The sequence below is a fragment of the Cetobacterium sp. genome (assembly GCF_051658645.1).
Classification (GTDB): Bacteria; Fusobacteriota; Fusobacteriia; order Fusobacteriales; family Fusobacteriaceae; genus Cetobacterium_A.
Window position 1 is genome coordinate 17,813 of record NZ_JBOFMZ010000050.1, and the last position, 26,464, is coordinate 44,276.

The 26,464-nt window shown below is 27.6% G+C and carries 16 protein-coding genes; 13 read left to right on the forward strand and 3 right to left on the reverse strand.

Translation table 11 applies throughout. The features are described from left to right. The first annotated feature begins 119 nt into the window (after window positions 1–119). The 6 genes from ACRCZX_RS05655 (at window position 120) to ACRCZX_RS05680 (ending at window position 15,347) form a co-directional block, all read left to right on the forward strand. Window positions 120–548, forward strand: a complete 429-nt coding sequence (locus tag ACRCZX_RS05655; RefSeq protein ID WP_438581959.1) for a hypothetical protein — start codon at window positions 120–122, stop codon at window positions 546–548. A gap of 27 nt (window positions 549–575) precedes the next feature. Further along, window positions 576–3,281, forward strand: coding sequence for a glycoside hydrolase family 18 protein (locus ACRCZX_RS05660; protein WP_438581960.1), 2,706 nt, complete (start codon window positions 576–578; stop codon window positions 3,279–3,281). A gap of 66 nt (window positions 3,282–3,347) precedes the next feature. Further along, window positions 3,348–6,083 (forward strand): discoidin domain-containing protein, encoded by a 2,736-nt coding sequence (locus ACRCZX_RS05665; RefSeq protein ID WP_438581961.1) that lies wholly within the window; start codon window positions 3,348–3,350, stop codon window positions 6,081–6,083. Between the two features lie 21 nt (window positions 6,084–6,104). Next, complete coding sequence (locus ACRCZX_RS05670; protein WP_438581962.1) at window positions 6,105–9,029, forward strand: discoidin domain-containing protein; 2,925 nt, start codon at window positions 6,105–6,107, stop codon at window positions 9,027–9,029. Further along, window positions 9,019–14,652, forward strand: coding sequence for a discoidin domain-containing protein (locus ACRCZX_RS05675; RefSeq protein WP_438581963.1), 5,634 nt, complete (start codon window positions 9,019–9,021; stop codon window positions 14,650–14,652). The genes ACRCZX_RS05670 and ACRCZX_RS05675 overlap by 11 nt, the downstream gene beginning before the upstream one ends. A 71-nt stretch (window positions 14,653–14,723) precedes the next feature. Continuing rightward, window positions 14,724–15,347, forward strand: coding sequence for a MarC family protein (locus tag ACRCZX_RS05680; protein WP_438581964.1), 624 nt, complete (start codon window positions 14,724–14,726; stop codon window positions 15,345–15,347). 49 nt (window positions 15,348–15,396) lie between these two features. Here the strand turns inward: ACRCZX_RS05680 and ACRCZX_RS05685 are convergent, their stop codons facing one another. From ACRCZX_RS05685 to dinB, 3 genes are all read right to left on the reverse strand, one after another. Then, on the reverse strand, window positions 15,397–15,942 hold the full coding sequence (locus ACRCZX_RS05685; protein WP_438581965.1) for a cupin domain-containing protein: 546 nt from the start codon (window positions 15,940–15,942) through the stop codon (window positions 15,397–15,399). A gap of 118 nt (window positions 15,943–16,060) precedes the next feature. Next, on the reverse strand, window positions 16,061–16,219 hold the full coding sequence (locus ACRCZX_RS05690) for a hypothetical protein (RefSeq protein ID WP_438581966.1): 159 nt from the start codon (window positions 16,217–16,219) through the stop codon (window positions 16,061–16,063). Window positions 16,220–16,292: 73 nt separating this feature from the next. Continuing rightward, complete coding sequence (gene dinB / locus ACRCZX_RS05695; protein ID WP_438581967.1) at window positions 16,293–17,348, reverse strand: DNA polymerase IV; 1,056 nt, start codon at window positions 17,346–17,348, stop codon at window positions 16,293–16,295. A gap of 442 nt (window positions 17,349–17,790) precedes the next feature. Here dinB and ACRCZX_RS05700 point away from each other — a divergent pair, with 442 nt between their 5' ends. From ACRCZX_RS05700 to ACRCZX_RS05730, 7 genes are all read left to right on the forward strand, one after another. Beyond that, a complete protein-coding gene (locus ACRCZX_RS05700) occupies window positions 17,791–18,054 on the forward strand; it encodes a metal-sensing transcriptional repressor (RefSeq protein WP_438581968.1) in 264 nt (87 codons plus the stop codon). Window positions 18,055–18,067: 13 nt separating this feature from the next. After that, window positions 18,068–20,299, forward strand: a complete 2,232-nt coding sequence (locus ACRCZX_RS05705; protein WP_438581969.1) for a heavy metal translocating P-type ATPase — start codon at window positions 18,068–18,070, stop codon at window positions 20,297–20,299. A gap of 104 nt (window positions 20,300–20,403) precedes the next feature. Further along, window positions 20,404–20,607, forward strand: coding sequence for a glutaredoxin family protein (locus ACRCZX_RS05710; protein WP_438581970.1), 204 nt, complete (start codon window positions 20,404–20,406; stop codon window positions 20,605–20,607). A 1-nt stretch (window position 20,608) separates the two neighbouring features. Further along, window positions 20,609–22,855 (forward strand): ribonucleoside-diphosphate reductase subunit alpha, encoded by a 2,247-nt coding sequence (locus tag ACRCZX_RS05715; protein ID WP_438581971.1) that lies wholly within the window; start codon window positions 20,609–20,611, stop codon window positions 22,853–22,855. After that, window positions 22,848–23,882 carry a ribonucleotide-diphosphate reductase subunit beta gene (locus ACRCZX_RS05720; protein ID WP_438581972.1) on the forward strand — a complete coding sequence of 345 codons (1,035 nt, stop codon included), beginning with the start codon at window positions 22,848–22,850 and terminating at the stop codon, window positions 23,880–23,882. The genes ACRCZX_RS05715 and ACRCZX_RS05720 overlap by 8 nt, the downstream gene beginning before the upstream one ends. Window positions 23,883–23,985: 103 nt before the next feature. Further along, window positions 23,986–25,146, forward strand: a complete 1,161-nt coding sequence (locus ACRCZX_RS05725) for a dicarboxylate/amino acid:cation symporter (protein WP_438581973.1) — start codon at window positions 23,986–23,988, stop codon at window positions 25,144–25,146. Window positions 25,147–25,230: 84 nt separating this feature from the next. Then, window positions 25,231–26,460 carry a cation diffusion facilitator family transporter gene (locus tag ACRCZX_RS05730; protein WP_438581974.1) on the forward strand — a complete coding sequence of 410 codons (1,230 nt, stop codon included), beginning with the start codon at window positions 25,231–25,233 and terminating at the stop codon, window positions 26,458–26,460. The last annotated feature ends 4 nt before the right edge of the window (window positions 26,461–26,464 follow it).

Genomic DNA, 26,464 nt, shown 5'->3' on the forward strand with positions numbered 1-26,464 from the left:
ATATTTTCATAAAAGTTTAATTAAAACGGATGATAAAATAAAAGTAAAAAGATAAAAAACTATGAGTGGATGATAAGTAAAATTATAGTTTAAATATTTTTATGCTGAAAGGAGATAGTATGTTCTTTAACAAGAAGAATAAAGAGCTAAAGATAGAAATTGCTAATCTAGTTGCTATAAATAAGGAAAATGAAGAAAAATGTGAATATTATCAAGAAAAATATTTACAGATAAAATCAGAATATGTCGAAGCTCTGAAAAGAAATGAAAATTTTAATAATGCATTTAGAGAAAGCTTTTCAGAATTATCTTCAAAATTAATATCAGTAGAGGTTACACTTTCAAAATTAGAAGAAACTAATAAAAATAAAGATTTCTTAAAGACAGAAAACTTAATAAAAAGATTTCAAGAATTTGAAAATGATTTGATAAAATTGTCAAAAGATATAACAAGGTTAGTAACATTTTTAGAAAAACACACAGATTTTAATAAAGATGAATCAACTTACAGAGCAAAGCTTGAAGAGTCGTATAAAATGTTTAAATAAATTTACTGTTGGAGGATAAAATTACAAATGAAAAAAACGAATACAGATTTATTTCCTATTGTAGATAGAGAACAAGAATTTCAAAAAATATATAATAATACAATAGAGAAAGTTAACTATATAAACAATAAATATTCATTATCTCACGTAGGTATAGATTGTGAAGAGTTGTCACCTTTAATTGAAAAAATGAATAACTTCGTTTTAAACTTAACAAGAGTTACAAAATTAGAGGAATACTTATCTTTTAAGCTTTTAGTTCAAAAGATACTAAGATTACTGGGAGATTGTAATCACGATACTGTATTACCACCAGTGGACCCAGAATTAGAGCCAATTGTAATAAAAGCTATATTACAAAATTTAAACAAAAAATTAGTAGGAGAGTTATTAACATCTGAAAATGATCATTTAATAACTTCTGTAGAGTATGAGTTATATAAAAATAATGCAAGAGTAGAGAAAATAACTTTAAACTCAGTATCAGCATCAGCAAACTTTATTTCTACAGAGCCTGGAAGTTACTATTTTTTAGCTAAATATTACTGGTCAACAAAAATGAAGCAAATAACTTCAAACACAATCTTAATTGAAGAAGAGGTTGTAGTTCCACCACCAGTTGAAGGAGATTTCCCAACAACATTACCGTACTCAAACTTATGGGCACATACTGTAACTTCAAATGGAAACTATGAAATTACATTAAATAATACTTGGGGAGTTATAGATACTAAACTTGCTGTTTATTTAGATAATCAATTAAGTGAAATTTTAGATACAAATTATACTTCTGGAAATAAAGGATCTGCTAAAAATGTTGTTTCAACTTCAAAGTATCCTTCAAATAAAGATTTAAAATTTGTTTATAAAGTAACTTATAAGAGAGATGAAAAAACAAATGATACTATTGTAGTTTATTACAAGAGTACAACTGGAAAAATTGAAATAGCTACTCCTAATGGAGGGGTAAAGTATTGTAATTATCCAGAATGGAATCCAGAGATTGAGTATGGAGCAGCTACAAACAAGATTGTATTCTTTGGAGGATTCCACTTTAAACACTCTGGATGGGCTTCAAAAGGAGACGGTCCTAAAACAAATGGAGATTGGTCTCCTTGGACAAAATTATCTGCAGGAGAAGAAGCAGCAATAAATTGTCCTGGAAATCATCTTATGGATTCAGCGGGAACAAAACCAAATGCACATTTAGAGCCTATGAATATATCTACAGTTGAAGGATTAGGAACTCCAATGGAAAAAATGCATATAACTTATTCTCCAGAGTGGGGTAAATGGGGTGGAAGAAAGTATACTCCAAAAATTTCTCCATGGGATAAAATATCACATATGCAGTATGCATTCGTAGATGTAATTCCTGATTATACTGGAAGTTTTAATACAGATAAAGATGATATATCACACTTAAAAAAATCAGCATCAGATGCTCCAAATGGAACTAGTTTAAAAATTTCTCCAAATATATTTGATCCAGGAGCAGCGTTCTCAAAATATGGTGGAACAAACGCATTCATGACAGAGTTTAATGAAATGTCTAAAAAATATCCATACGTTAAGCCAATTGCTTCATTAGGTGGATGGTCAAGATCAGCATTCTTTAGAGATGCAGCTCAACCTGGAAATATATCTTACTTCACAAAAAGATGTATTGACTTTATAAGAGAGTTTGGATTTGCAGGAATAGATATTGACTGGGAATTCCCATGTAATAGAAGAGATGGAGATTTAGTAGATAGTCAAAATGACTTAGGATCTCCAAGAGCAGCGGATGATGAAGAATTCTTATTCACTAACTTGATGAAAGCTTTAAGATCAGCACTAGATAACGCAGGAGTAGAAGATGGAAAATATTACTTCTTATCATGTGCAATAGTTTCTGGAAAGAACCATATCCAAAAGAGTGGAATAGGAGTATGGCATCCAGCTTGTGACTTTATCAGTTACATGACATATGATGTGCATGGAGCATTTGATCCAATGACAAACCATCAATCTTATTTATTCCAAAATCCAGCTGAACCAGTATCAGAAACAAATCCATATGGAAATGCGTTATCTATAAGTGATTTAATAACTTATGTAACAACAACATTTGGAGTTTCTAAAAAGAAAATAACAGTAGGAACACCGTTTTATTCAAGAGGATGGTCTGGAATATTTAAACCAACTTCTGGATGGCCAACAAGTATGCCTGGATTATTTGTAAAAACAAATATAGATGCAGCAGCTAATGGTACAAAAGGATGTTCAGCACCAGGAACAATGGATGGAGGAAGAGGAGCAGGAGTATTACCTCTAAACCATTTAAATAAATTGATAAAAGGTGAAACTGTATCAGTGAAAACACTTGATATGAATGGACCAGCTAATCCACATGCAGGAGCAGTATTAAAAGGAATAGACTTTAACTACTACTATGATGAAGCAGCACAAGTTCCATACCTATACAATGAAACAGCTGGAATCTTCTATACATTTGAAGATGAAAGATCAGTAGAAAATAAATGTCAATGGATTGTTGAAAATGATTTAGCAGGATTAATATCTTGGGATATAGCAATGGATGATTATGGAGTTGATATGCATGGATCAACAGCAACATCAGCATACCCTTCATTATATTGTGAAGATCATCTTTTAACATCAGTTATATTTGATAAATTCAAAGCAAATTCTTTAAGATTAAACTATCTAAATAGATTGCTAAAAAGATAATAAAACCAAAATAGAGTGGACGGATGTTCACTCTATTTTAGAATAAAGCTTCTAACAGGAGGATAAATGTACGGACAAGTAATATATAAATTTAGTTTTTCTAGATTTAAAGTAGCAAAAGAAATTCAATTTTTTACAGATAGAAAAATAATAAATGCCACAGTAAAAACAATAGATTCTTATGGAAATATTATATTAAATGAATTGAAAAATATAAAAATAGATGAAAAAAATACTACGTTATCATTTGATTATTTTTATGGAAAAGATTATGAAGTAACTTTGTTTGGGGATGATATTTCTTATGATAATATAAGTGATATAGAGGTTTTAGAGTTAGATCAACTTCAATTTAAAGTTGGAGATGATGCACCTCATAAAGAGATGCTAAATAAACTTATGGATAAATCTAAAATGAATGCAATTAGTAATTGTGGTTTTAGTGGAAATAATAGTCCAGAAAAAGCGATAGATAGTAATGTAAATACATATTTTTTAAGTGAGAGTTATGAGTCTTTAGGATTTGGAGAGTTTTTAATAGATCTAGGAGATGTAGCATTAATTGATAATATTGAATTTTTAACAAACAGTAATGAAGATGGAAAAATTAAAAGTTATAAATTTATGTATAGAACATCATCAAGTGATACTTGGAAAGAGATATTTTCTGAACTTGATAACAATTCAACTAAGAAAAATAAAACCTTTGAAACAGTTTTAGCAAAAGAGTTATGTATAAAAGTTTTAGACAGCGGATATAAAAAAGTATATATAGCAGAAGTTAATGTATTTAAATATTGTTCGTTAGAAAATGAAGTTTATGATTTGTTTCTTGTTGATAACAAATCTCAATTGCGAGAAGATGTAACTCAAGATATGATTGTAGATTTACAAGAACGTGCAACTTATACAGAATCATATATGAGACTTTTAGAAGTAGCAAGTGATCTTTATATAGAAAGAGAAAATTTAATTCCAAAAGCATTAAAAATCTCTTTAAATGGAGAATCTGTAATAAACAGAATCGCATTTAAAGCAGATAGAAATATGATTAAGAGTGAAATTAGATATAAAGATTGTTTTGGTATTTTAAGAGTAAAAAGACTTTATTGGTATGTTGAAAATAAAGTTGATGGAATTATAACTATTGGAGTAGAAGAGTATGCTGGAAGACTTAGAGTTCATACAGATTCAGCAGAAATTTTAGTTTATGGAACAGAAAATGCAGAATTTGTTAGTGTAGAAACATTACCTTTAGATAATTTTTCTTTAAGAGAAGAAAAAGATAACAGAATAGATTTAAAAGCATCTTACTCTTCAGAAAATAAAACTGAAGAAAATTTACTTATAAAAAAAGAATACTTATTAAGTGAGATTAGAACTAGTAAAACTGGAGATGCTAAGATTTTTGTAAAAGACACTGGAAGAAGTAGTCGATTATCTTGGGATGATTTACCTGAAAAAAAAGAATATGTTGAAATTGGAACGTTAAAAAATAATGTTTTAAAGCTTGAAAAAGCTTATTTTACAGATGAAATTAAGATTGAGAGCTCATCAGGTGAAAGATACTTAGAAAATATAGAGTTATATCAATATAATAGTATCGGTGACGAAGTAGAAAATTTATATTTAAATGATAATTATTTAGAGTTAAAAGAAAATATAGATTTTGAAACAATTTTAGATGTTGAGTCTAGAGTTAAAAATGATGGTATTTATATAGAAAAAGTAAAAAAAGCAAAAGCATTATTTATAGAGAATAGCTTAACAGAAGAAATCGAACTTCAGTTTGAAGATGGAAAAATTTTAAGTGAAATTAAAGTTAGAACTTTAGAAAAAGCATATAGAGTAGAACTAGCTTATGAAAATAGAGCTGGAGATATTTTAAGAAAAGATTGTAACTTTAAAATAGATGAAGAAAATGAAGAGTTAACTATAAATTTTGAAAAGATTTATGCAGTAAAGATTAAATTGAAAATTCATGGAATAGATAGAGCGTATAAACCAAAAACAGATGCTTTAAGTATAGAATCTTATTTAGTATCAGTAGATACTGATGAAGAATTTAGTTTTAACAATCAAAATTCAACTGTAAGAGTATCACAAAAAGGATCTTACACAGACTATTTTATAGCCTTGAATAAAGAAGAAGTTTTTTATAAATTTAAAATAAGTTCTAAATCAAATATATTTATAAAAGATATGTTTACAGGTAACTACATTGAATTTAAAGAAAATGTTGGGTTTTTAGAAAATGATAAAGGATATTTAGTTAAAGAGTTTATATTTAGAGTTTATAATAATCTTTCAGAAGAGAGTAGTTTAGAAAATCTAAAAGCATTTAAAATAAGTAAACTAAAATTAGCTATAGACTCTTTATTTATTGGAGAAGAGTTAGCAAAATTTGTAACGTTTGATTATATTACAGAATTGGAAAAAGCAGTTGTTCAATCACAAGAATATTTAGCTAAACTAAAAATAGCAAAAGATATTATTAAATCAGAGATAGAAGATACAAAGTATAAATTACTTACAAATAAAAATTTACCTATAAAAAGTTTAGTTTTAAGCTTTAATGATGAAATTGAAAATATTTTCGAGTATAAACTATATTCAAAAGATTTATTAGAAAATATAATTGAAATAGAAGATTTTTCTATAGATGTTTTAGAAAATAGAAAAGAGATTCGTTTAAGTTTCAATGAAATATATTCTACTCAATTAGAGATAGTATTAAAGATTGCAGAAGTAGAAGCTTCAAAATTTGCAGTTGCGTATGAAGAGTATAGTATAAAAATTTAATACGGAATGAAAGGAGCCCAAATGAGAACTACTAGTAATAATAGAAATGTATGTTTAGTTTTTACAATTGAAACTAATGTAAAAAATGTAATAAATAAATTAGAATTATTGACATTAGCTCATATTTCAAATGCAGAAATATTATACACAGATGAGCATGGATATGATAAAGTGAGCAAACTTTTAGAAGTAAAAAATATAGACAATAAAACAGAATTATTGTTTGAAGCATTTTATGCAAAAAAGTTTGATTTAGTTATTTATGATGAAGTATCAGAAGAAGAGATAGAAAAGATTAATATTATTTCAATAGATCAACATCAATTTTATGAAGAGAAAGATGTAGATGTAAGATTAGATAAAAAAATAATGTTAGCAACATCTCTTTGTGGTCAGAACTCAAATGAATCACCAAATTTAGCAATTGATGGAAATAGAAGTACTCGTTTTCATAGTGCTAAATATAGTGGAGGTTACGCTGATTTTTTACTAAATTTAGGAGATGAATTTTTAATTTCAGGATTAGAATTTATAACAAGAGCTAATAATGATGGAACAGGAAATGGAAGAATAAAATCTTATGAAATCATGTATAAAAGTTCTACAGCTGAAGAGTGGAAAAAAATATTTCAACAATTGACAGAAGAAGCTGGAGAAACTAGAACAGCAACGTTTAAACCTGTTTTAGCTACAGAAATTTGTATAAGAGTTACAAATGGAAAAAATGGATATATTGCTATAAATGAAATCGATATATTTAAATATAGTTTAATTGAAGAGAAAATTTCAAATTTATTTACAAATAGTTTAGAAGAAAAATTGAAAGATGAAGTAACAATAGAGGAAATTGAAGCTTTAGAATCTCAATTAGTAACAAAATCATATTTAGATAGAATTACAAATGCAAAAAAATTATATTTAAAAAGAATGTTTAGAAAAGTTTTTCAAATTGAATTAAGTGAAAACAAAAAATTTGATAAAGTTTATTTTACATCAGAAGAAGTTGTTGCAAGCGCTGAATTAGAGTATATAGATAAAGATGGAATTGAAGTGTTAATACAAGCTGAAGTTTCAAATTCTGGAAACAACTATACTTTAAATATAGATAGAATCTCAACATCAAAGGCTTCTATTATACTTTATGGAACAGATAAAATTACTGATATTGAAACAAATAGATATATAGCAAAAGATACAATATTAGTAAAATCGAGTGTTTCAACTTATTCAACGAATTATCCAGAACTTATGCTAGATGAAGATGAATCTACATATTTCCATTCAAATAAATATAACAGTGGAACCTATGGGGATGTTTATATATCTTTAAATTCTCCTGAAGTTATTTCAAAATTGGAGTTTAAAACAGATCATCCAATTGCGAGTAACGGTCAAATTCAACAGTACGATATCCTATATAAAGAATCAAAAGAGGTTCCTATATGGAAAGAGTTGTATACATCAAATATAGATACTTCTCCTGGATGGAAATTAGCAGAATTCCCTGCAGTTTATGCAGCAGAGATTTGTATAAGAGTAAATCAAAGTTATGGAAACTGGATTTTAATAAATGAATTAAATATTTGTTCAAATAAATCTGAATTAGAAAAATATTTAGAAAAAGTATACTCTGATAAAACTTGTACTACAGTAAAATCTGATGTTAAATTAAGAGATATTAAGAAGCTAACTGAAATATATTCTGATAGTATTTTAGGAGCAAAAGCTAAAATGTTATGGTTAACTGATAACAATTTAGAGGTTAGTAATTTTAAACTTTTAGAAGTTGATAAAAAGTATGAAAATCTTGAAGAGATTTTAAGGATTCAAGAGTGTATAGATTTAGTTTCAACATCATATAAGTTATTAGAAAAGACAGACTATTTAATTGAGAGTAACAAAGATATAAAATTATGTGTAATATCACAATCAGCAGAAACTCCAATTGAAAACATTATCGAGTTGAAGTCTGGAATAAATGAGATATACTCAAAAAATATTTCAGGAGATATATTTGTATTAAGAGAAGATACAAAAGAGGTATCTTTATCACTTTATAATGTAAAGAAATCAACTACTCATTATAAAATTGGAGAGTATACAATAAATGAACTTTTCAGAAAAAATAATCCTGAAGAGTATATTACTTTAGAGGGTAAAAACTTTATAATAAGAGGAAAAATAAAATGGATATTAGAGAATTGTGATATTCATAATGTTGTTGATGGTATTGTTAATTTAGATTATATATTAGATTATTTATGGCTTTTAATTGATAGAAATGAATATCATACAACAGATTATAGAGTAACAAATCTAAAAAGAATTTTCTGGCAAAGCAGTACAGGAAAAGTAGCTTCAAAATACACTCATCATGGATCGTATATAGAGTTTAAAAATGATTTTGGATTCTTATTACAAGACAAAATGAAAAATCTAGTAAAAGAAGAGATAAGTGAAGTTTTAGCAGAACAGATGATATCAAAAGACCTTTATGGACCGTCTGTATGCAGTTTTATTAAAACTATTATTAAGAAAATAATGATTCTAAAAAGTAACGATGTTGTAGAAATGCCAACAACTTCATTAGAGGCGTTAGCTACAAAATTATTCTTGTTCTCTAATAATGACAGAATGATAACATATATATATAAAAATTTAACAAAAGAAGAGTTAGGGCAAAATAATTCTGTTATTTTAAATAAAATATGTCTTTGGATAACAAAGTACTTACAAAGAGATATTTCAACATATTTCTTGGCGCTAGGACTTGAATTAAATGAAGAGATATTGAAAGAATGTAATAGTTACATTGAACCAACAATCAATATAAACAATATTACATTTGAAAATTATAAAGAATTGGTAAAAGAAGAGTTAGAGAAATTTAATTTAAATTATACTAGTTTAGTAAATGGAAATGGTGGTGATACAAGTGCAAAATAATTTGATTTTTACAATAGAGACAAATATAAAAAATGTGATGAATACATTAGAGATAAAAACTAATGAAAATATTTTAAGTGCTGAAATAAAATATTTAGATGCATATGGTTATGAAAAAACATCACAGCTTTTAAATATACAGAAAAAAGAAAATACAACTTTATTAACATTCCATCACTTTTACTCAAATAAGTTTGATTTAGTGATTGATGGTAGTATATCAGAAGATTTAATTGAAGATATCAAAATAATACCTTTAAATCAAGAAAATTTTTATGAAAGTAAAGAAAGCGATATAAAAGTAGATAAAGCAAAATTGAGTGCAGTAACACTTTGTGGACAATACTCAAATAAAGCACCTGGTTTTATACTTGATGGTTTAACAAATACCAATTTCCATAGTGCAGATTATAGAAAATATGAACCAGGAACTTATGGAGATGTTGTAATTAAATTAGATGAAGTTCAATTAATAGATAAATTTGAAATGGTATCTGCATCTTCTGGAAATGGAGTAATAAAAACATATGAAATTTTATACAAAACAGCTGAATCAGAAGATTGGAAAAAAATATTTGAGCAAACTAAAGATGAATCAGGGTCAAAAAGATTAGCTCAATTTAAAGCAGTTTTAGCAAGTGAAATTTGTATAAGAGTTACAAAAGGACAAAATTACTTTGTAGTAATCTATGAAGCAGATTTGTTTAGACATAATTTTATAGATACAAGAATATCGAATCTATTTTTAGATGAAGCTGAAACAATTCTAAAATCAGGAGTTACTTTAGAAGAAATTGAGGTTTTAGAAAAAGAAGTTAAAACACAATCATATATTGATAGAGTTATAAAAGCGAAGAAATTATATATAGATGGACTTCCTAAAACTAACTTCACAATTCCATTGAGTAAAGAAACAATATTTGATAAAATTCAATTTATGACAAATGAAAGAGTTTTCAAAATTAATTTAAAGTATATTGATGCTTATGGAATTGAAAGATTAATATCAACAGACTTTGAAGCAATAGGAAATCTTTACACTCTAAATTTGAATAAAATCATGACAAAGTCTGCTACAATAGTAATGTTTGGAGTTTCTAAAATAGAAAATATTTCAATAAACAGTTATAATAGAGCAGATTTCTATATAAATGAAGATGTAGATTGTGCAATATCTTCTAATAAGATAACACCGTCAACGACTTCTTCAATTAACTCATCATATCCACTAAGTAATATGTTTGATGGAAATTTAACTTCTACTTTTAATTCAAGTGTATACACTGATTATTGTGATATATATTTCAAATTAGATAAAGAGTATTTAATAGATAAATTAAGTTTAATGAGTTATAGAAGCAATACCTCTGGACTTATAAAGAAGTTTAAAGTTTTAGCAAAAGAGATGAACAGTGAAAATGTGTGGGCAGAACTAGGTGAATACACAGTAGATACTTTTAAAAATAGCTGGTTAGATGTAAAAAATAAAACAGCATATTTGACAAATGAGATTTGTGTAAGAATAGAAGAATGTGTAAATAATTGGGCAATAGTTAATGAAATAAAATTATATATTCATAATAATTTAGAGAAAGAGATTGACAACTTATTTAAAGATGATACATTTGAAGAGTTAAAATCAGATGTAAGTTACAATGAAATTCTAGAGTTATCAGAAAAAGTACAGAATACTGAAGCTTATAAAGATAAAATAGAATTAGCAAAAAAATTATATTTAGATAAAAAAACACCAGTTTATTTTACATTTGAAGTAGAGAAAAAAAATGTAATAAATGAAATTAAAATCCAAACTACTGGAAAAGTATATAATACTGAAATAACTTATAAAGATGATTACGGTTATGAAAAAATTGCAAAAGTTTTAGATATTAAAGTTAAAGATTCTGAAATTGTTTTAACATTTGAATATTTCTATGCAAATAAATTTGATCTAATGCTTCATGGAGATATAACTGAAGAATTAGTAAATAATATTGAAGTAATAGAATTAAATCAAAATGAATTTTATGAAAGTAAAGATATAGATGTAAGGTTAGATAAAACTAAAATGATAGGAAAATCTTATTGTGGGCAATATTCTAATAATGTACCATCTAATGCTTTTGATGGAGACTTAAATACTAGTTTCCATAGTGATACTTATACAAAATATACTCCAGGAATATATGGAGATTTTGGAATAGAGTTGGAAAAACCATACTTATTAGATAGATTACAGATGGTTACAAGAAATTCTGGAAACGGAAGAATAAAAGCTTATGAAGTTTTATATAAAACAACAAAAGCTGAAGATTGGAAAAAAGTATTTGAACAGTTAACAGAAGAATCAGGAGTAAATAGAACAGCAGTGTTTAAGCCAGTTTTAGCAAGTGAAGTTTGTATAAGAGTTACAAATGGACATGGAAACTTTGTTGTTGTTACTGAAGTAGATCTGTTTAAGCACAATATAATTGAAGAAAGAATCTCTAATCTATTTTTTGATGAAACTGAAAGTACAATCAGATTAGATTTAACTTTAGAAGAGATTGAAGTTTTAGAAAGAGATGTTAAAACAAACTCATACAAAGAAAGAGTTACAAAAGCAAAAGAGTTGTATATAGAATCATTGTTAGTAAAAGAGTTTTTAGTTTCGCTTAATTCTGAAAGAATCTTAGATAGAGTGCAATTTACAACATCTGAAAGAGTGTTAAAGGTAAAGGTAAAATATACTGATAATTATTCTAATGTAAAAATTATAGATGTAAAATGTGCAATTGTTGGGGATGTATATACATTAATTTTTGAAAAAGTAATGGCAGAGAATCTGAGTATTTTAATATGGGGAGCACAAAAGATTGATAATATATCTACAAATTCATTTGATAAATTAGAATTTTGTTTAAATGATGATATAGATTCAAGAATCTCTTCTGAAAAAATAGTAGTAAGAACAGATTTACCAAGCAGCTCTTATCCAGCAATTAATATGTTTGATGGAAATATAAATTCAATGTTCCAGTGTAATCATTCGAAAGAATATGGAGAAATATTCTTTAAGTTAGATAAAGAATATTTAATTGATAGATTGAGATTAATTAACTTTAGAAGTAACTCTACATCAGGTCTTATAAATAAATTTAAAGTTTTATTAAAAGATATGAACTCTGTAGATACTTGGGTAGAGTTAGGAGATTATACAGTTGAAAAATATTCAAACGATTGGCATCTTGTAGAAGGAAAAGCTTATTTAACTAATGAAATTTGTTTAAAAGTTGAAAATTCAATTAATAACTGGACTTTAATAAATGAATTAGAATTATTTATTTATAACAACTTTGAAACATCTATAAATAATTTATTTAAGGACAATAACTTTGAAGAGTTAAAATCAGATGTAAGTTATGAAGAAATTTTAGAATTATCAAAAAAAGTAAAAAATACTCAAATTTATAAAGAAAAAATAGAATTAGCAAAAGCACTTTATTTAGCAAAAACTACAAAGAAAAATTATAAATTAAATTATGAGTATGATTTTGTTTTAGACGAATTGATAATATCTTATAAAACAGAAGTAAAAGGATTAGTAGATTATAAATTAGAATATATTGATACTCTTGGTGAAACAAAATATATTTCTGATTTTGAAATTATAACTCAAAATGAAAAAGTAGTTTCTTTAAAATTTGAAAAAGTATTAACTAGAAATATAGAAGTAACTATAAGCTATATAGATGAAGCTGAAAGTTGGAAATCTTCATATGCTCAAGTAGTGGAAATAGATCAAACACCTTATTATATAGTTGATGATCAAAATAGAGCATACGATAATAAGTTGGTAAAAGTAATTTCACATTGTGGAGTTTATAACACTGTTAATAATCCACCAGAGATGATGTTAGATGGATTAAAAGAAACAATGTTTCATTCGAAAAAAACAGGTAAAGTAGAGTTTATTTTAGATGAACCTAAAATAATAAATGAATTCTGGGTTGATTCAAGCCATCCAAACGGAAATAACGGTAAAATAGGAACAGCAAAACTTTACTTTAAAGAAAACGATGATCAAGATTGGATTTTATTGCAAGAGTATATTAGTGATCAAGCTTTATTTGGAATGAAACTATTTAAATTCCAGAATGTTTTAGTTAAAAGATTCTGTATAGATGTTCAAACATGTTATGCAGGAGTAGTTATAATGAATGAAATTGGATTTAATATCTATAGTTCATTAGAAACTAAAATTGATAATTTATTTAATAGTGATGCTCAAAGCTTAAGAGATGGTGTTACTTTAAAAATGATTCAAAAATTAGAAAAAGAAGTTGTTCAAAATAAACTTTTAAAAGCAAAACTTCAAATAGCAAAAATGATATTAGAAAACAAAGGGATTTTACCATTAGAAGTATATGGTTATAAAGCTTTGGATAAAATTTCAGGTGAATATTTTGGACCGACAGTATCTAATGACACAGGAAACGTAATGTTGGGAAATCACTATATTTCATCTAATACAGATTATATAATAGCTGTTAATAGAGATATTCAATTGAGTATGGGAAATACTTTAAATCCAAGTTTAAATACAACTGTGGATTTAAAAAAAGGAATTAATCATATAAATGTTCCTTATGAAGGGCAAGCATTCTTTAGAGGAGCTAGAAAAGAGAAATTTGAATACTACTCATTAAATGAAAGAACAAGTTTGTCATTCCGTTATGGGTATGATAAATCTGTAGATCTATTTGATAAGGATTATATAGAAACTCAGATAGTAGGAAATTATAATTCGAATTTAGTTTATATCGAAGGAAATAACTATATAGGAGCAGTTAAATTTGATTGGGTAAAGAAAAATTTCAAAGCTGAAAATTTAACAAAGCATATAGAGTCAACAGATGAATATATAGATTTCCTTTATTATTTAGATAATGTTCAAGGTCACTTTAAAGAACATATACCTTATAGAAGATTAATGTGGACAGGATCTAATGGAGATAATCCATATGCAGGTAGTTGTGTGTTTGGTGGTCATACATCTTATGCTGGAGGAAGTGGAGGAGTTTTATCTAATTGTACATATGATATGGGTAACTCTTGGGCAATAGGTCATGAAATAGGCCATGAGATAGATCCAAACGATTATATAATGGGATTATTTGGAGAGGTTGCTAATAACTGGTATGCAGAGCAAGGAAAACATGAATTTACAAAAAATGTAAGATGTAAAGGAAACACTCAGAATATAGCCTTAGATCCAAAACCGATAGCAGAGTATGGATTCTTTGACAAGCTAGCTGTGTTTTATAAGTTGAGACTATTCTACACAGATAATAGTTTCTTCCAAAAATTAAATGCACTTATGCAAGAAACTAGAGCTAATTCAAATGCTGAAGCAGCAGATAACTATACTAAATTCTTTACTCAAATATTGAAAAGAGATATGAGTAGTTACTTTGTAAAGTATGGATTTAATCCTTCAGAGTCAGCAATTGCATACTGTAATCAGTATCCAGCTCCATCAATAGAATTACAATATTTAACTTATGATAACCATTTAGACTTTATAAAAGAAGAAATGAAGTTATTTAATCAAAAATATAAATCAGCTTCAAAAATAAAGTAAAAAATGCTTTACATTCTGATTATATTTATATATTATACTAATGTATATTATAAATAAATCGGGAGTGAAAAATGATAGCAAAAGAGTTGGTTATGGATATCTTAACGTATGTTCTTACAATAATAGGTATATTAAATCCTTTTGGAAATGTACCGCTATTTATGACACTGACAAAAGATCAGAAACCAGAAGTTAGAAAAAAAATGTATAATGCAATAGTACTCGGTGGCTTCGCAATAGTAACAGGATTTATAATTGCTGGAGATTTTTTTATGAATCACTTGTATAAAGTTGGTATGAATGAGTTAAGGGTAGCAGGAGGAATGATTCTAATTGTTGTGGCCTTTAGAAATCTTTTAGGACTCGGAGCATCAAAAGAAAGTTCTGGAGATGTTATGTCTGAAAAGGATGCTATAAGGTATGCTATAACACCATTAACATTCCCAATGTTAGTGGGACCAGGAACAATTTCAACAGTAATGATAATTCATAAAGAAGCAGGTCTTTTTATATCTGTTGGTGCAGTCGCTGTTACATTTTTAATTATTAAATTTTTATTTATGATTTCGGATTGGTTGGACAAGGTTTTAGGAGAAGTTGTTTTATTCGTGCTATCTAGAGTTATGCAAATATTCATAATGTCAGCAGGTGTAAAAATGATTTCAACTGGATTAAAAGGGATATTCATAGGTTAACTTTAAATTCTTAGCAGAGGCCAATTAGGTCTCTGCTATTTTTTTCACTTTAAATAGTTACAGCAAAAATAACTTTAGAGTTTTTATCACTAATATTTTCCCAGTTATGTTTTACAAACTTTTCAATTTTAACACTATCTCCTGTAGAAAGAGTGAAAGATTCGTCGTCAATCTTTAAAACAACTTCACCTTCTAAAATAAATGCAACCTCTTGACCATCATGTCCAATTTCTTTCTCTTTTGAAGATGAATTTGGTTCTAAATTTAAAATCATAAATTCCATATCACTTTGTGGTTCTGGACTTAGAATTTCATAAGATATTTTACTGTTTTTAGATGGTTTAATAATTTTTCTTTTATTTGATTTAACAATATGAACTTTTTTAAAACTATCTTCTAAGAAGAATTTATATAATGGAATTGATAAGGCTTTCGAAAGACTTTTTAAAGTGTTTATAGATGGATTTGTAACTCCTTTTTCAACTTGGCTTAGTAAAGCAGATGTAGAATTTATTTTTAAAGCTAAATCTTTTAAACTGAGTTTTTGATCGGTTCTAAATTTTTTTATTTTTAATCCTAAATTGATATCAGTCATTCAATACTCCTAATTCTTTTTCTTCATAGTATATCTTATTTTGAAAATATTTGCAATTTTACAAAAAAAGAAAAAGATCACTTATACAAAAGCGATCTTTTCTATTTTAATAGACTATTTACTTGTCTAAAATAGGTTTTGATGTAATTTCTTTCCCCATCTCCATAGGTTCAACAATTACAACTTCTTCAACTGCAGGAGTTTCTACTGGCTGAGAGCTAGAACATCCAACAAAAAACATACTAAAGAAAACACTTGCTAAAACAAACTTTTTCATAATATAACCTCCTAAAGATATTTTCATTACTATATTATACTGAAAAAGAGCAAGATTCTTTTAAATAAAAAAATTAATACAAATTATTTAAGATAAGCTGTCTATTGCATGCTTTTTCTAAATTTGAAAAAGAGACACCCAAAAGTTTTATATCTCCAATTAAGCCTAAGGAATTCAATAGTTCATCGAGTATCTCTTTCAAAGTATATTTATCGTTTGTAGTCGTAAATCTGGTTTTCGATCGCGAAATTGTTTCTCTATTACTAAAACGAATTTTTATAGAAATTGTTTTTGTTAACAGTTTTTTATTTATCAATCGAGCATATGCCCATTCAAAAAGCGCTTCAATCTCTCGAGATATTTCAACTTCTGAATCTAAAGGAATTCTAAAAGTATTTTCATTACCAATAGAACTTATAGCTCTGTTAAATTCTATTTCTCGGTAATCTATTCCACGGCTATAAGTGTACAAGAGTCCGCCTCTTGAATTTCCATATTTAGAGCATAGTTCTTTAAAAGAAAAAGAATAAATATCTTCAACCTTAAAGATTTTATTTTTATTTAGAATTTTTTCAAATTGCTTTCCTACACCAGGAAGTTTTCGTATTTTTTTATTTTTAATAAAATCTATAAATTCATCTTCATCCTTAAATATGAATTGTCCACCAGGTTTATAAATATCAGAAGCTATTTTAGAACTCAATTTATTAAATCCAATACCCACAGAACAAGTTAAGCCAGTTATCTCAAAAATTCTTTTTCTGAATATAGAAGAGAAACTTTCTAGAGAGGAAAATTTAGAAATAATATCTGTGATATCAAGAAAACCTTCATCAAAAGCTATAAACTCAACTTTAGGAGTTATTTTTAGCACTAAATTTTGGATTGTTTTAGACTCTTTCATATATTTTTCTTTGTTCACAGGAACTATTATTAATCCTGGACATAATCTTTTTGCATCTAAAGTACTCATAGCAGAATGGATACCAAATTTTCTTGCAGGATAACTTGCTGTAGTAACAACTCCGCCAGCAACAACTATTGGTTTATCCTTATATTTTGGATTGTCTCTTATTTCAATTGAAGCGTAAAATGCGTCCATATCATAGTGAAGAATTATTCGTTTCAAATCTTATTTCCTTTCTAAATTAAATATAATATATTTTATCATATTTTTAAGAATAAAAAAAACCTTACTTTTGGGGAAAAGTAAGGTTTTTTTCATTTTTATAAACACGGGGGAGTGTTAAAATAAAAAGATTTAAATAAATTTGGGGGGTATTAAATTTACTTAATCATCGGTTTCTATTTATAGTATCATATCCGTAACAAAAAGTCAACTATGTTTTTTTTTAGTAATGTAACAAAATAAAAATTTTCAAAAAAGTACAAAATAAAAATTTGTGAGTCAAAACAGAAAGAAGAGAGTTGAAAAGAATATATTCAGAACTTATTATTTGGAGAGACTTTTAAAACATACCCACCCATATAGGGGGGGGTTGACAAGAGTTGAAAAAAGTGATATAAATATTTTATAAAAACAAATATCAAAAAAATGAGGAGATTAAAAAATGAAAACAGAAAAAGAAAAAGCTATTTTAATGTTAAAAACATGTCGTGGGCAAATTGATGCAACATTAAAGATGATAGATGACAGAAGATATTGTTTAGATGTTATGAATCAAATTTTAGCAGCATCAGCTTTATTAAAAAAAGCGAATAAACTTATTTTAAAGCAGCATATGGAGAGTTGTGTTAAAAATGCATTTAATGAAGATGATTCAAATGAAAAAATAAATGAAGTGATAGATCTTTTAAACAAAATTATGAAGTAAAAGGAGAAAATTTATGAAAGAAAATACATTTAAAATAGAGGGTATGAGTTGTTCAGCTTGTTCAGGCCATGTAGAAAAAGCTGTAAGAAAATTAGATGGAATAATAGAAGCAAATGTTAATTTAGCAGGTGAAAAGTTGTTTGTTAAATTCGATGAAAAAAAAATTACTATTCTTGAAATAATAAATTCAGTACAAAATTTAGGATATAAAGCTACCTCTGAAGAGAATTTTGATTTGTCTAAAAGTGAAGACAATAGAGATAAAGAGATAAAAGAACTCTGGAATAGATTCGTAATATCATTAGTATTTACAATGCCATTACTTATAATTTCAATGGGACATATGCTTGGATATTCACTTCCTGATTTTATATCTCTAGAAAGTAGTCCGAAAATGTTTTCAATCGCTCAACTTATTTTAACAACACCAGTTTTACTCTTAGGATATAAATTTTTTAAAGTTGGAATTAGGACTCTACTAAAAAGAAGCCCAAACATGGATTCACTTATAGCTATTGGGACAGCATCGGCTTATTTATATGGAATCTTTGCAGTTATAAAAATCTTTGGTGGAGAATCGAGATATGCTCATGAGTTGTATTTTGAGTCAGCAGCAACTATTTTATTGCTTATAACTCTTGGAAAATATTTAGAAGCTATAAGTAAGGGAAAAACATCATCCGCTATAAAAAAAATGATGAATTTGGCGCCAAAAACAGCTCGTATAGAGAGAGAAGGAAAAGAGGTTATTATCTCTTTAGAAGCTGTAAAAGTAGGAGATATACTTATAGTTAAACCTGGAGATAAAATTCCAGTTGATGGAGTTGTGATAGATGGCAGAACATCAATAGATGAATCAATGTTAACTGGTGAAAGTATACCTGTGGAAAAAAATATAGGCTCAGAGATAATAGGAGCGAGTATAAATAAAAATGGTTCAATAAAGTATAAAGCAACAAAGATAGGAAAAGATACAGCTTTAGCAGGAATAATAAAACTTGTAGAAGATGCTCAAGGTTCAAAAGCTCCAATAGCAAAATTAGCAGATATAATTTCTGGTTATTTTGTACCAGTTGTAATTTTACTCGCAATTTTTTCAGCTTTAGGTTGGTATTTTACTACAAAAAATACAGAATTTGCTTTAACAATATTTATATCGGTTTTAGTAATAGCTTGTCCTTGTGCACTTGGACTAGCAACACCAACAGCGATAATGATAGGAACTGGGAAATCAGCAGAATATGGTATTTTGATTAAAAGTGGAGAAGCTTTAGAAACAGCTCACAAAGTAAAAACAGTTATATTTGATAAAACAGGAACTATTACTGAAGGAAAACCAAAGGTTACAGATATATTAGTACAAAATATAGTATCTCAAGATGAGTTATTAATTTTAGCTGCGAGTGCTGAAAAAAATTCAGAACATCCTTTAGGAGAAGCTATCCTAAAGGCTGCCATAGAAAAAAGTCTAGAGTTGAAAAAAGTTGATTCTTTTTTAGCTATTCCTGGCTATGGAATTAAAGTAATGTTAGAAGGAAAGTCAATTCTTTTAGGAAATAAAAAACTGATGTTACAAAATAAAATAGATTTAAAAAGTTTAGAACTTCAATCTAATAAGCTAGCTAGCGAAGGAAAAACACCTATGTTTATATCAATAGAGAAAGAAATAGCTGGTATTATAGCTGTAGCTGATACAGTGAAAGAAAATTCTAAAAAAGCAGTAAAAGTTCTACATAAAATGGGCATTGAAGTTGTTATGATCACAGGTGACAATAGAAAAACAGCAGAAGCTATTGCAGCTATAGTCGGAATAGATAGAGTATTTGCTGAAGTTTTACCAAAAGATAAAGCAGCTGAGGTAAAAAGATTACAAAATGAGGGTAAAGTTGTAGCAATGGTAGGAGATGGAATAAATGATGCACCAGCGTTAGCTCAGGCGAATGTTGGAATTGCAATTGGTTCTGGTACAGATGTTGCCATAGAATCAGCAGATATAGTTTTAATGAAGAGTGATTTAATGGACGTTTCTACAGCGATAAAGTTAAGCAGAGAAATTATTAAAAATATAAAACAGAATTTATTTTGGGCATTTGGATATAATATTCTAGGAATACCAGTTGCAATGGGGGGGTTACATCTGTTTGGTGGACCATTACTAAGTCCAATGATTGCAGCTGCAGCTATGAGTATAAGTTCAGTTTCAGTTATAATAAATGCTTTAAGGTTAAAAAACTATACTAAATAGCTATAAAATTATATTGAAAAAATCTGGTAATTATGTAATAATACTATATATAGTAAAAATAAAAAGATAATAGCACAATATATTGTGCTCTGGAGGATATATAGATGATAAAGGTGTTTGGTAAAGAAAATTGCAGTAAATGTGAGGCTTTAAAGAAGATTTTAGATGATAAAGAGCTAGAGTATGAATATAGTCAAGATTTAAAAACATTAATGATAGTAGCTAGTAAAGCTAGAATTATGAGTGCACCTGTTGTTCAAAAAGATGATAAATACTATACTATGGAAAGCTTTTTAGAGGTTTTATAGGATGAGAGAGGTTATAAACAGAGCTGGAATAAAGGAAAATTTAGATATATCGAAAATTAGAGAAAAATTAGTGAGAGCTTCAGAAGGATTAGAAGTTAATGTGGTTGAGTTAGAAAGCCATATAGAATCAATATACATAAACAATATAAGCACTAAAAAAATTCAAGAGTCTTTAATTAATGAAGCGGTTTCAATGACATCTTTTGAAGAAAGTGATTGGACATATGTAGCTGGAAGATTATTAATGATGGAAACAGAGAGAGAAGTTTTCCACAAAAGAGGATTTTCTTATGGTGAACTCTTAAAAACTATAAAGAGTTTAGTAGATTTAGGAATTTATGACAATAGGCTTTTAAATTATTCTGAGCTAGAAGTAAAAGAGTTAGAAAAAGAGATAGATATATCTAGAGATATGATGTATGACTATGCTGGTGCAAATATGTTTGTAAATAGATATTTACTAAAATATAAAGGTGATATATACGAGTTACCCCAAGAAGTATTTATGTGCATATCTATGTTGTTAGCTATAAATGAAGAGGATAAAGTTAAAGTAGCGAAAAAATTCTATACAGCATTATCTTTAAAAAAAGTTAGTTTAGCAACTCCTATTTTAGCAAATTTAAGATTACCAAATGGAAATTTATCATCTTGTTTTATAACTGCAATGGATGACAATATAGAATCTATTTTCTATAATATAGATACAGTAGCAAAAATAAGTAAAAATGGAGGAGGAGTTGGCTTAAATATTTCAAGAGTAAGAGCTAAAAATTCAACTGTAAATGGATACTATAATGCTAGTGGTGGAGTTGTTCCTTGGATAAAAATCATAAATGATACAGCTGTAGCTGTAAATCAGCAAGGTAGAAGAGCTGGTGCAGTTACAGTAGCCTTAGATTCTTGGCATTTAGATATAGAGCATTTCTTAGAACTTCAAACAGAGAATGGTGATCAAAGAGGAAAAGCTTATGATATATATCCACAAGTTGTACTTTCAGATTTATTTATGAAAAGAGTAGAAGATGATTCTATATGGACTTTAGTAGATCCATATGAAATTCGTAAAAAATATTCAGTAGAACTTTCAGAAATATATGGAGAAGAGTTCGAAAAATATTATTTTAAAATAGAAAATGATGAAACTTTAAAGCTTAAAAAAGTTATTAAAGCAAAAGAGCTTTTTAAACAGATTATGAAAGTTCAAATTGAAACAGGAATGCCATACTTATTTTTTAAAGATAGAGCAAACAAGATGAATCATAACAGTCATAAAGGTATGATAGGAAATGGAAATCTTTGTATGGAAAGTTTCTCAAACTTTTCACCAAGTGCAGCAGTAAGCGAAGAAATAGTAGGTGAAAATTCAGTTCGAAGCACAAAGTTAGGAGAGGTTCACACTTGTAACTTAGTTTCTATGAATTTAGCAGAAATAGATAGAGATGAGCTAGAAGGTATTGTAGATATATCTGTTAGAATTTTAGATAATACAATAGATTTAACAAAAACTCCTATAAAAGAATCGGATAAACATAATTTAGCTTATAGAACTATTGGAGTTGGAGCTATGGGATTAGCTGATTATCTGGCAAAAGAGTTTATGATATACGATGAGTCAATAGATGAAATTGATGAATTATTTGAAGAGATTGCAATTTACACTATAAAATCGTCAGCTCTACTATCAAAAGCGAGAGGTGCTTATCCTATGTTCTCAGGTTCTATGTGGGATAAAGGGATTTTCTTCGGTAAAGATAAAGAGTGGTATGCTGTAAATTCAAAGTTTTCTGAAAAATGGAGTGAAGTTTTTGATTTAGTTAGAACTCATGGATTACGTAATGGAGAATTAACAGCAATAGCTCCAAATACATCAACATCTCTACTAATGGGTTCAACAGCATCTGTTAATCCAACATTTTCTAGATTTTATATTGAAAAAAATCAAAAAGGAGCTGTTCCAAGAGTTGTAAAGCATCTAAAAGATAGAGCTTGGTTTTATCCAGAACTTAAAAATGTAGATTCTAAAACTTATGTAAAAATAATGAGCAGAATAGGAAAATGGGTAACTCAAGGAGTTTCTATGGAGTTAATCTTTGATTTGAATAAAGATATAAAAGCAAAAGATATATTCGATACATTTATGACAGCATGGAAAGAAGGATGTAAATCAGTTTATTATATTAGAACAATTCAAAAAAATACAAATATAATGAATGAAAAAGAGGAGTGTGAAAGCTGTAGTGGATAGAAAAAAACTTTTTAATCCCTTCGGAGATGATTCTTTATCAAATAGAAAAATTATAAAAGGAGATAGCACTAATATATTTAACTTGAATAATGTTAAATACGGATGGGCAAATCAACTTTATAGATCAATGATGGGAAATTTCTGGATACCTGAAAAAATAGATTTAACTCAAGATAAAAATGATTATGAAAATTTAACTGACGAAGAATCAGCAGCTTATGATGGAATACTATCGTTCTTAATATTTTTAGATAGTATTCAAACAAACAATATTCCAAATGTTTCAGATTATATAACAGCTCCAGAGGTAAATTTAATACTATCAATACAAACATTTCAAGAAGCGATACACTCGCAATCTTATCAGTATATAATAGAATCTATTTTACCGAAAGAAACTAGAAACTCTATATATGATAAATGGAGAGAAGATGAAGTTTTATTTAAAAGAAATAGCTATATTGCAGATATTTATCAGAGTTTTTTAGAAAATCCGAGTGATAGTAATTTCTCAAAAGTAATTATCGCAGATTATTTATTAGAATCTATCTATTTCTATAACGGATTTAATTTTTTCTATTTGTTAGCAAGCAGAAATAGAATGATGGGAACTTCTGATATTATAAAATTGATAAATAGAGATGAATTATCTCATGTTGTGGTTTTTGGACAGATTATAAAAGAGATTAAAAATGAAAATCCAGGATTCTTTGAGGATGACTTAATCTATAGTATGTTTAAAAGAGCTGTAGAAGAAGAGATAGCTTGGACAAATCATATAATTGGAAATGGAATTTTAGGAATAACTAAGAATACAACAGAGAAGTATACAAAATGGTTAGCGAACGAAAGACTAAAGAGTATCGGATTAAAACCTATCTATAAAGATTTTGATAAAAATCCTTACAAACATTTAGAAAAATTTGCAGATACAGAGGGAGAGGGAAATGTAAAAGCGAATTTCTTTGAAGGATCTGTAACAAGTTACAATATGAGTTCATCAATAGATGGATGGGACGAGTTTTAGAATATAGAAATTGAATTAACTATTTAAAAAATCAATTTGACAATTGAGTGAAAGAAGAATAAACTTACCCTTGTAGTAAAGAATATAATTCAGGGGTGATTAAATGTCAAAAGAAAAAAAGGATAATTTAATACTGAAGCTAGCTTTTGGTGTAATAGTTGGTTTAGTGGTTGGATTATTTGCAAATGAAGGTTTCATTGGGGTAGTTCAAACAATTAAATTTATTTTAGGTCAAATAGTTTCGTTTACAGTACCGCTTATTATTTTAGGATTTATAGCACCAGCTATAACTAAAATGAAAAGTAATGCGAGTAAGATGCTTATAACCATGTTATTACTAGCATATTGCTCATCGGTTGGAGCAGCATTGTTTTCAATGTTTGCAGGATATGCAATAATTCCAAAATTAAATATACTAACAGTAGTCTCTGGATTAAGAGCTCTACCACCAATGCTATTTAAGCTGAATATACCACCAGTTTTATCGGTGATGTCAGCTTTAGTATTAGCCCTATTCTTAGGACTATCTATAGTTTGGACAAATTCAAAAAAATTAGAAGCAGCTTTAGATGAGTTCAATAATGTGGTTTTATCGATTGTACACAAAATCATAATTCCAATACTACCTTTCTTTATAGCTTCAACATTTGCTACACTAGCTTATGAAGGCAGTATCACAAAACAACTTCCAGTATTTTTGAAAGTTGTAATAATAGTTTTAATAGGCCACTTTATCTGGCTAACTATACTTTATAGTATAGGAGGAGCGATTTCAAAAAAAAATCCGTATAAACTATTGAAAAGTTATGGTCCAGCATATTTAACAGCAGTAGGAACAATGTCCTCAGCGGCAACACTTCCAGTTGCATTATCTTGTGCTAGAAAATCTGAGGTTTTAGATGAAGATATAGCAAACTTTGCAATTCCTTTAGGAGCAACAGTACATCTTTGTGGTTCTGTATTAACTGAGGTATTCTTTGTAATGACAGTTTCACAAGTTTTGTATGGAAGTTTACCTGCAATGGGAACAATGGTATTATTTATAATTTTACTTGGAATATTTGCAATTGGTGCTCCTGGAGTTCCTGGTGGAACAGTAATGGCATCACTAGGAATAATTTCTTCGGTTTTAGGATTTGACGACACAGGAATAGCCTTAATGCTTACAATCTTTGCATTACAAGATAGTTTTGGAACAGCTTGTAACGTCGTTGGAGATGGAGCGTTAGCACTTATTTTAAATGGTATTTTCAAAAAGAAATAAAGTATAAAAAAAACTCTCCTTCTTGTAAAAGGAGAGTTTTTTAGTTATAATGTATAGTATGGAAAAAAATTGAGTGGGTGATCTGTGTATAAAACTTATAGTAAAAAAGAGATATTAGAAAATGTTGAAGAGTTTAGAAAAATAGATACAGATTTTATATTAAATGAAGAGGGTGTTTATATATCTTTAGAAGTTAAAAAAGAGATAATAGCTTATGCTTTTTTAGAAAAAAGAGTTAACGACTGCTATTTAAGAAGAATATTTGTAAAAAAAGATGAAAGATTTAAATCTTATGGTAGAAAACTAATATCTTTTATTCAAAATACAAAATTTAGAAAGTCAAATATAATAGTAGAACCAGCGTCACAAATTTGTGATTTTTTAACTAAGGTTGGATTTCGAAAAGAAAAAGATGGTAGTTTTATAATTAAAAATATAGAGGAAAAAGCGACAAGAAAAAAAGAAGGGCAAAAAGCCGCGATATTTTCTATATTTTGGAATATTATTTTAGCAACTACCAAAATAGGATTTGGAATTTTTTCAAATTCAAGAGCATTACTTGCAGACGGATTTAACTCTTTATCAGATACAGTAACTTCTAGTGGAATACTTTTAGGAATACACTTTAGTAATATGCCAGAAGATGAAGCACATCCTTTTGGACATGAAAAAATAGAAAGTATTATCGGTGTGATAATGGGTATTTTTATGATTGTAACAGCCTTTGAACTTGGAAGAGGTGGTATAGGACTACTTTTATCACAAGAAAAAAGAGAGGTTCCAGGTTTTATAGCGATCTATTTTGCATTGTTTTCCTCAATTGTAAAATACTTTATGTATAAACAAAAAATGAGAATTGGAATAGAAACTGAAAATCGAGCGCTAATAGCTGATGCAAAAGACAGTAGAAATGATATTTTCTCATCACTAGGTGTTGTTCTTGGGATACTTTTTTCAATTTTTATAAATCCTATTTTCGATGTTATTATCAGTATTTTAGTTTCGATTTTAATATTTAAAGAGGGTGTTTCTGTAATTTTAGATATAACCGATACAATATTAGATAAACAAGATTCTGAATTTTTAGAAAAAATAGAATATTATATCTATAGTAATACAAATATAAAAAATGTGCATGATTTAACAATGAGAAAATCTGGAGATAAAATATTTTTAGAGCTTCATATTAGACTTCCAAAAGATATGAGTGTTTATGAAGCACATAAAATTTCAGAGGATTTGGAAAGTTCTATAAAACAAGATTTTAAATCTGTAAAAAATACAATTATACATTTAGAGTGTATTATTGATTAAAAAA

Excerpts from the sequence above, each read along its gene's own strand:
- ACRCZX_RS05660 (WP_438581960.1), top strand. The coding sequence starts at position 576 with ATGAAAAAAACGAATACAGATTTATTTCCTATTGTAGATAGAGAACAA.
- ACRCZX_RS05690 (WP_438581966.1), bottom strand. The coding sequence starts at position 16,219 with ATGAAAAAGTTTGTTTTAGCAAGTGTTTTCTTTAGTATGTTTTTTGTT.
- ACRCZX_RS05700 (WP_438581968.1), top strand. The coding sequence starts at position 17,791 with ATGAAAACAGAAAAAGAAAAAGCTATTTTAATGTTAAAAACATGTCGT.
- ACRCZX_RS05685 (WP_438581965.1), bottom strand. The coding sequence starts at position 15,942 with ATGACTGATATCAATTTAGGATTAAAAATAAAAAAATTTAGAACCGAT.
- ACRCZX_RS05715 (WP_438581971.1), top strand. The coding sequence starts at position 20,609 with ATGAGAGAGGTTATAAACAGAGCTGGAATAAAGGAAAATTTAGATATA.
- ACRCZX_RS05655 (WP_438581959.1), top strand. The coding sequence starts at position 120 with ATGTTCTTTAACAAGAAGAATAAAGAGCTAAAGATAGAAATTGCTAAT.
- ACRCZX_RS05670 (WP_438581962.1), top strand. The coding sequence starts at position 6,105 with ATGAGAACTACTAGTAATAATAGAAATGTATGTTTAGTTTTTACAATT.
- ACRCZX_RS05710 (WP_438581970.1), top strand. The coding sequence starts at position 20,404 with ATGATAAAGGTGTTTGGTAAAGAAAATTGCAGTAAATGTGAGGCTTTA.
- ACRCZX_RS05705 (WP_438581969.1), top strand. The coding sequence starts at position 18,068 with ATGAAAGAAAATACATTTAAAATAGAGGGTATGAGTTGTTCAGCTTGT.
- ACRCZX_RS05680 (WP_438581964.1), top strand. The coding sequence starts at position 14,724 with ATGATAGCAAAAGAGTTGGTTATGGATATCTTAACGTATGTTCTTACA.
- ACRCZX_RS05725 (WP_438581973.1), top strand. The coding sequence starts at position 23,986 with ATGTCAAAAGAAAAAAAGGATAATTTAATACTGAAGCTAGCTTTTGGT.
- ACRCZX_RS05665 (WP_438581961.1), top strand. The coding sequence starts at position 3,348 with ATGTACGGACAAGTAATATATAAATTTAGTTTTTCTAGATTTAAAGTA.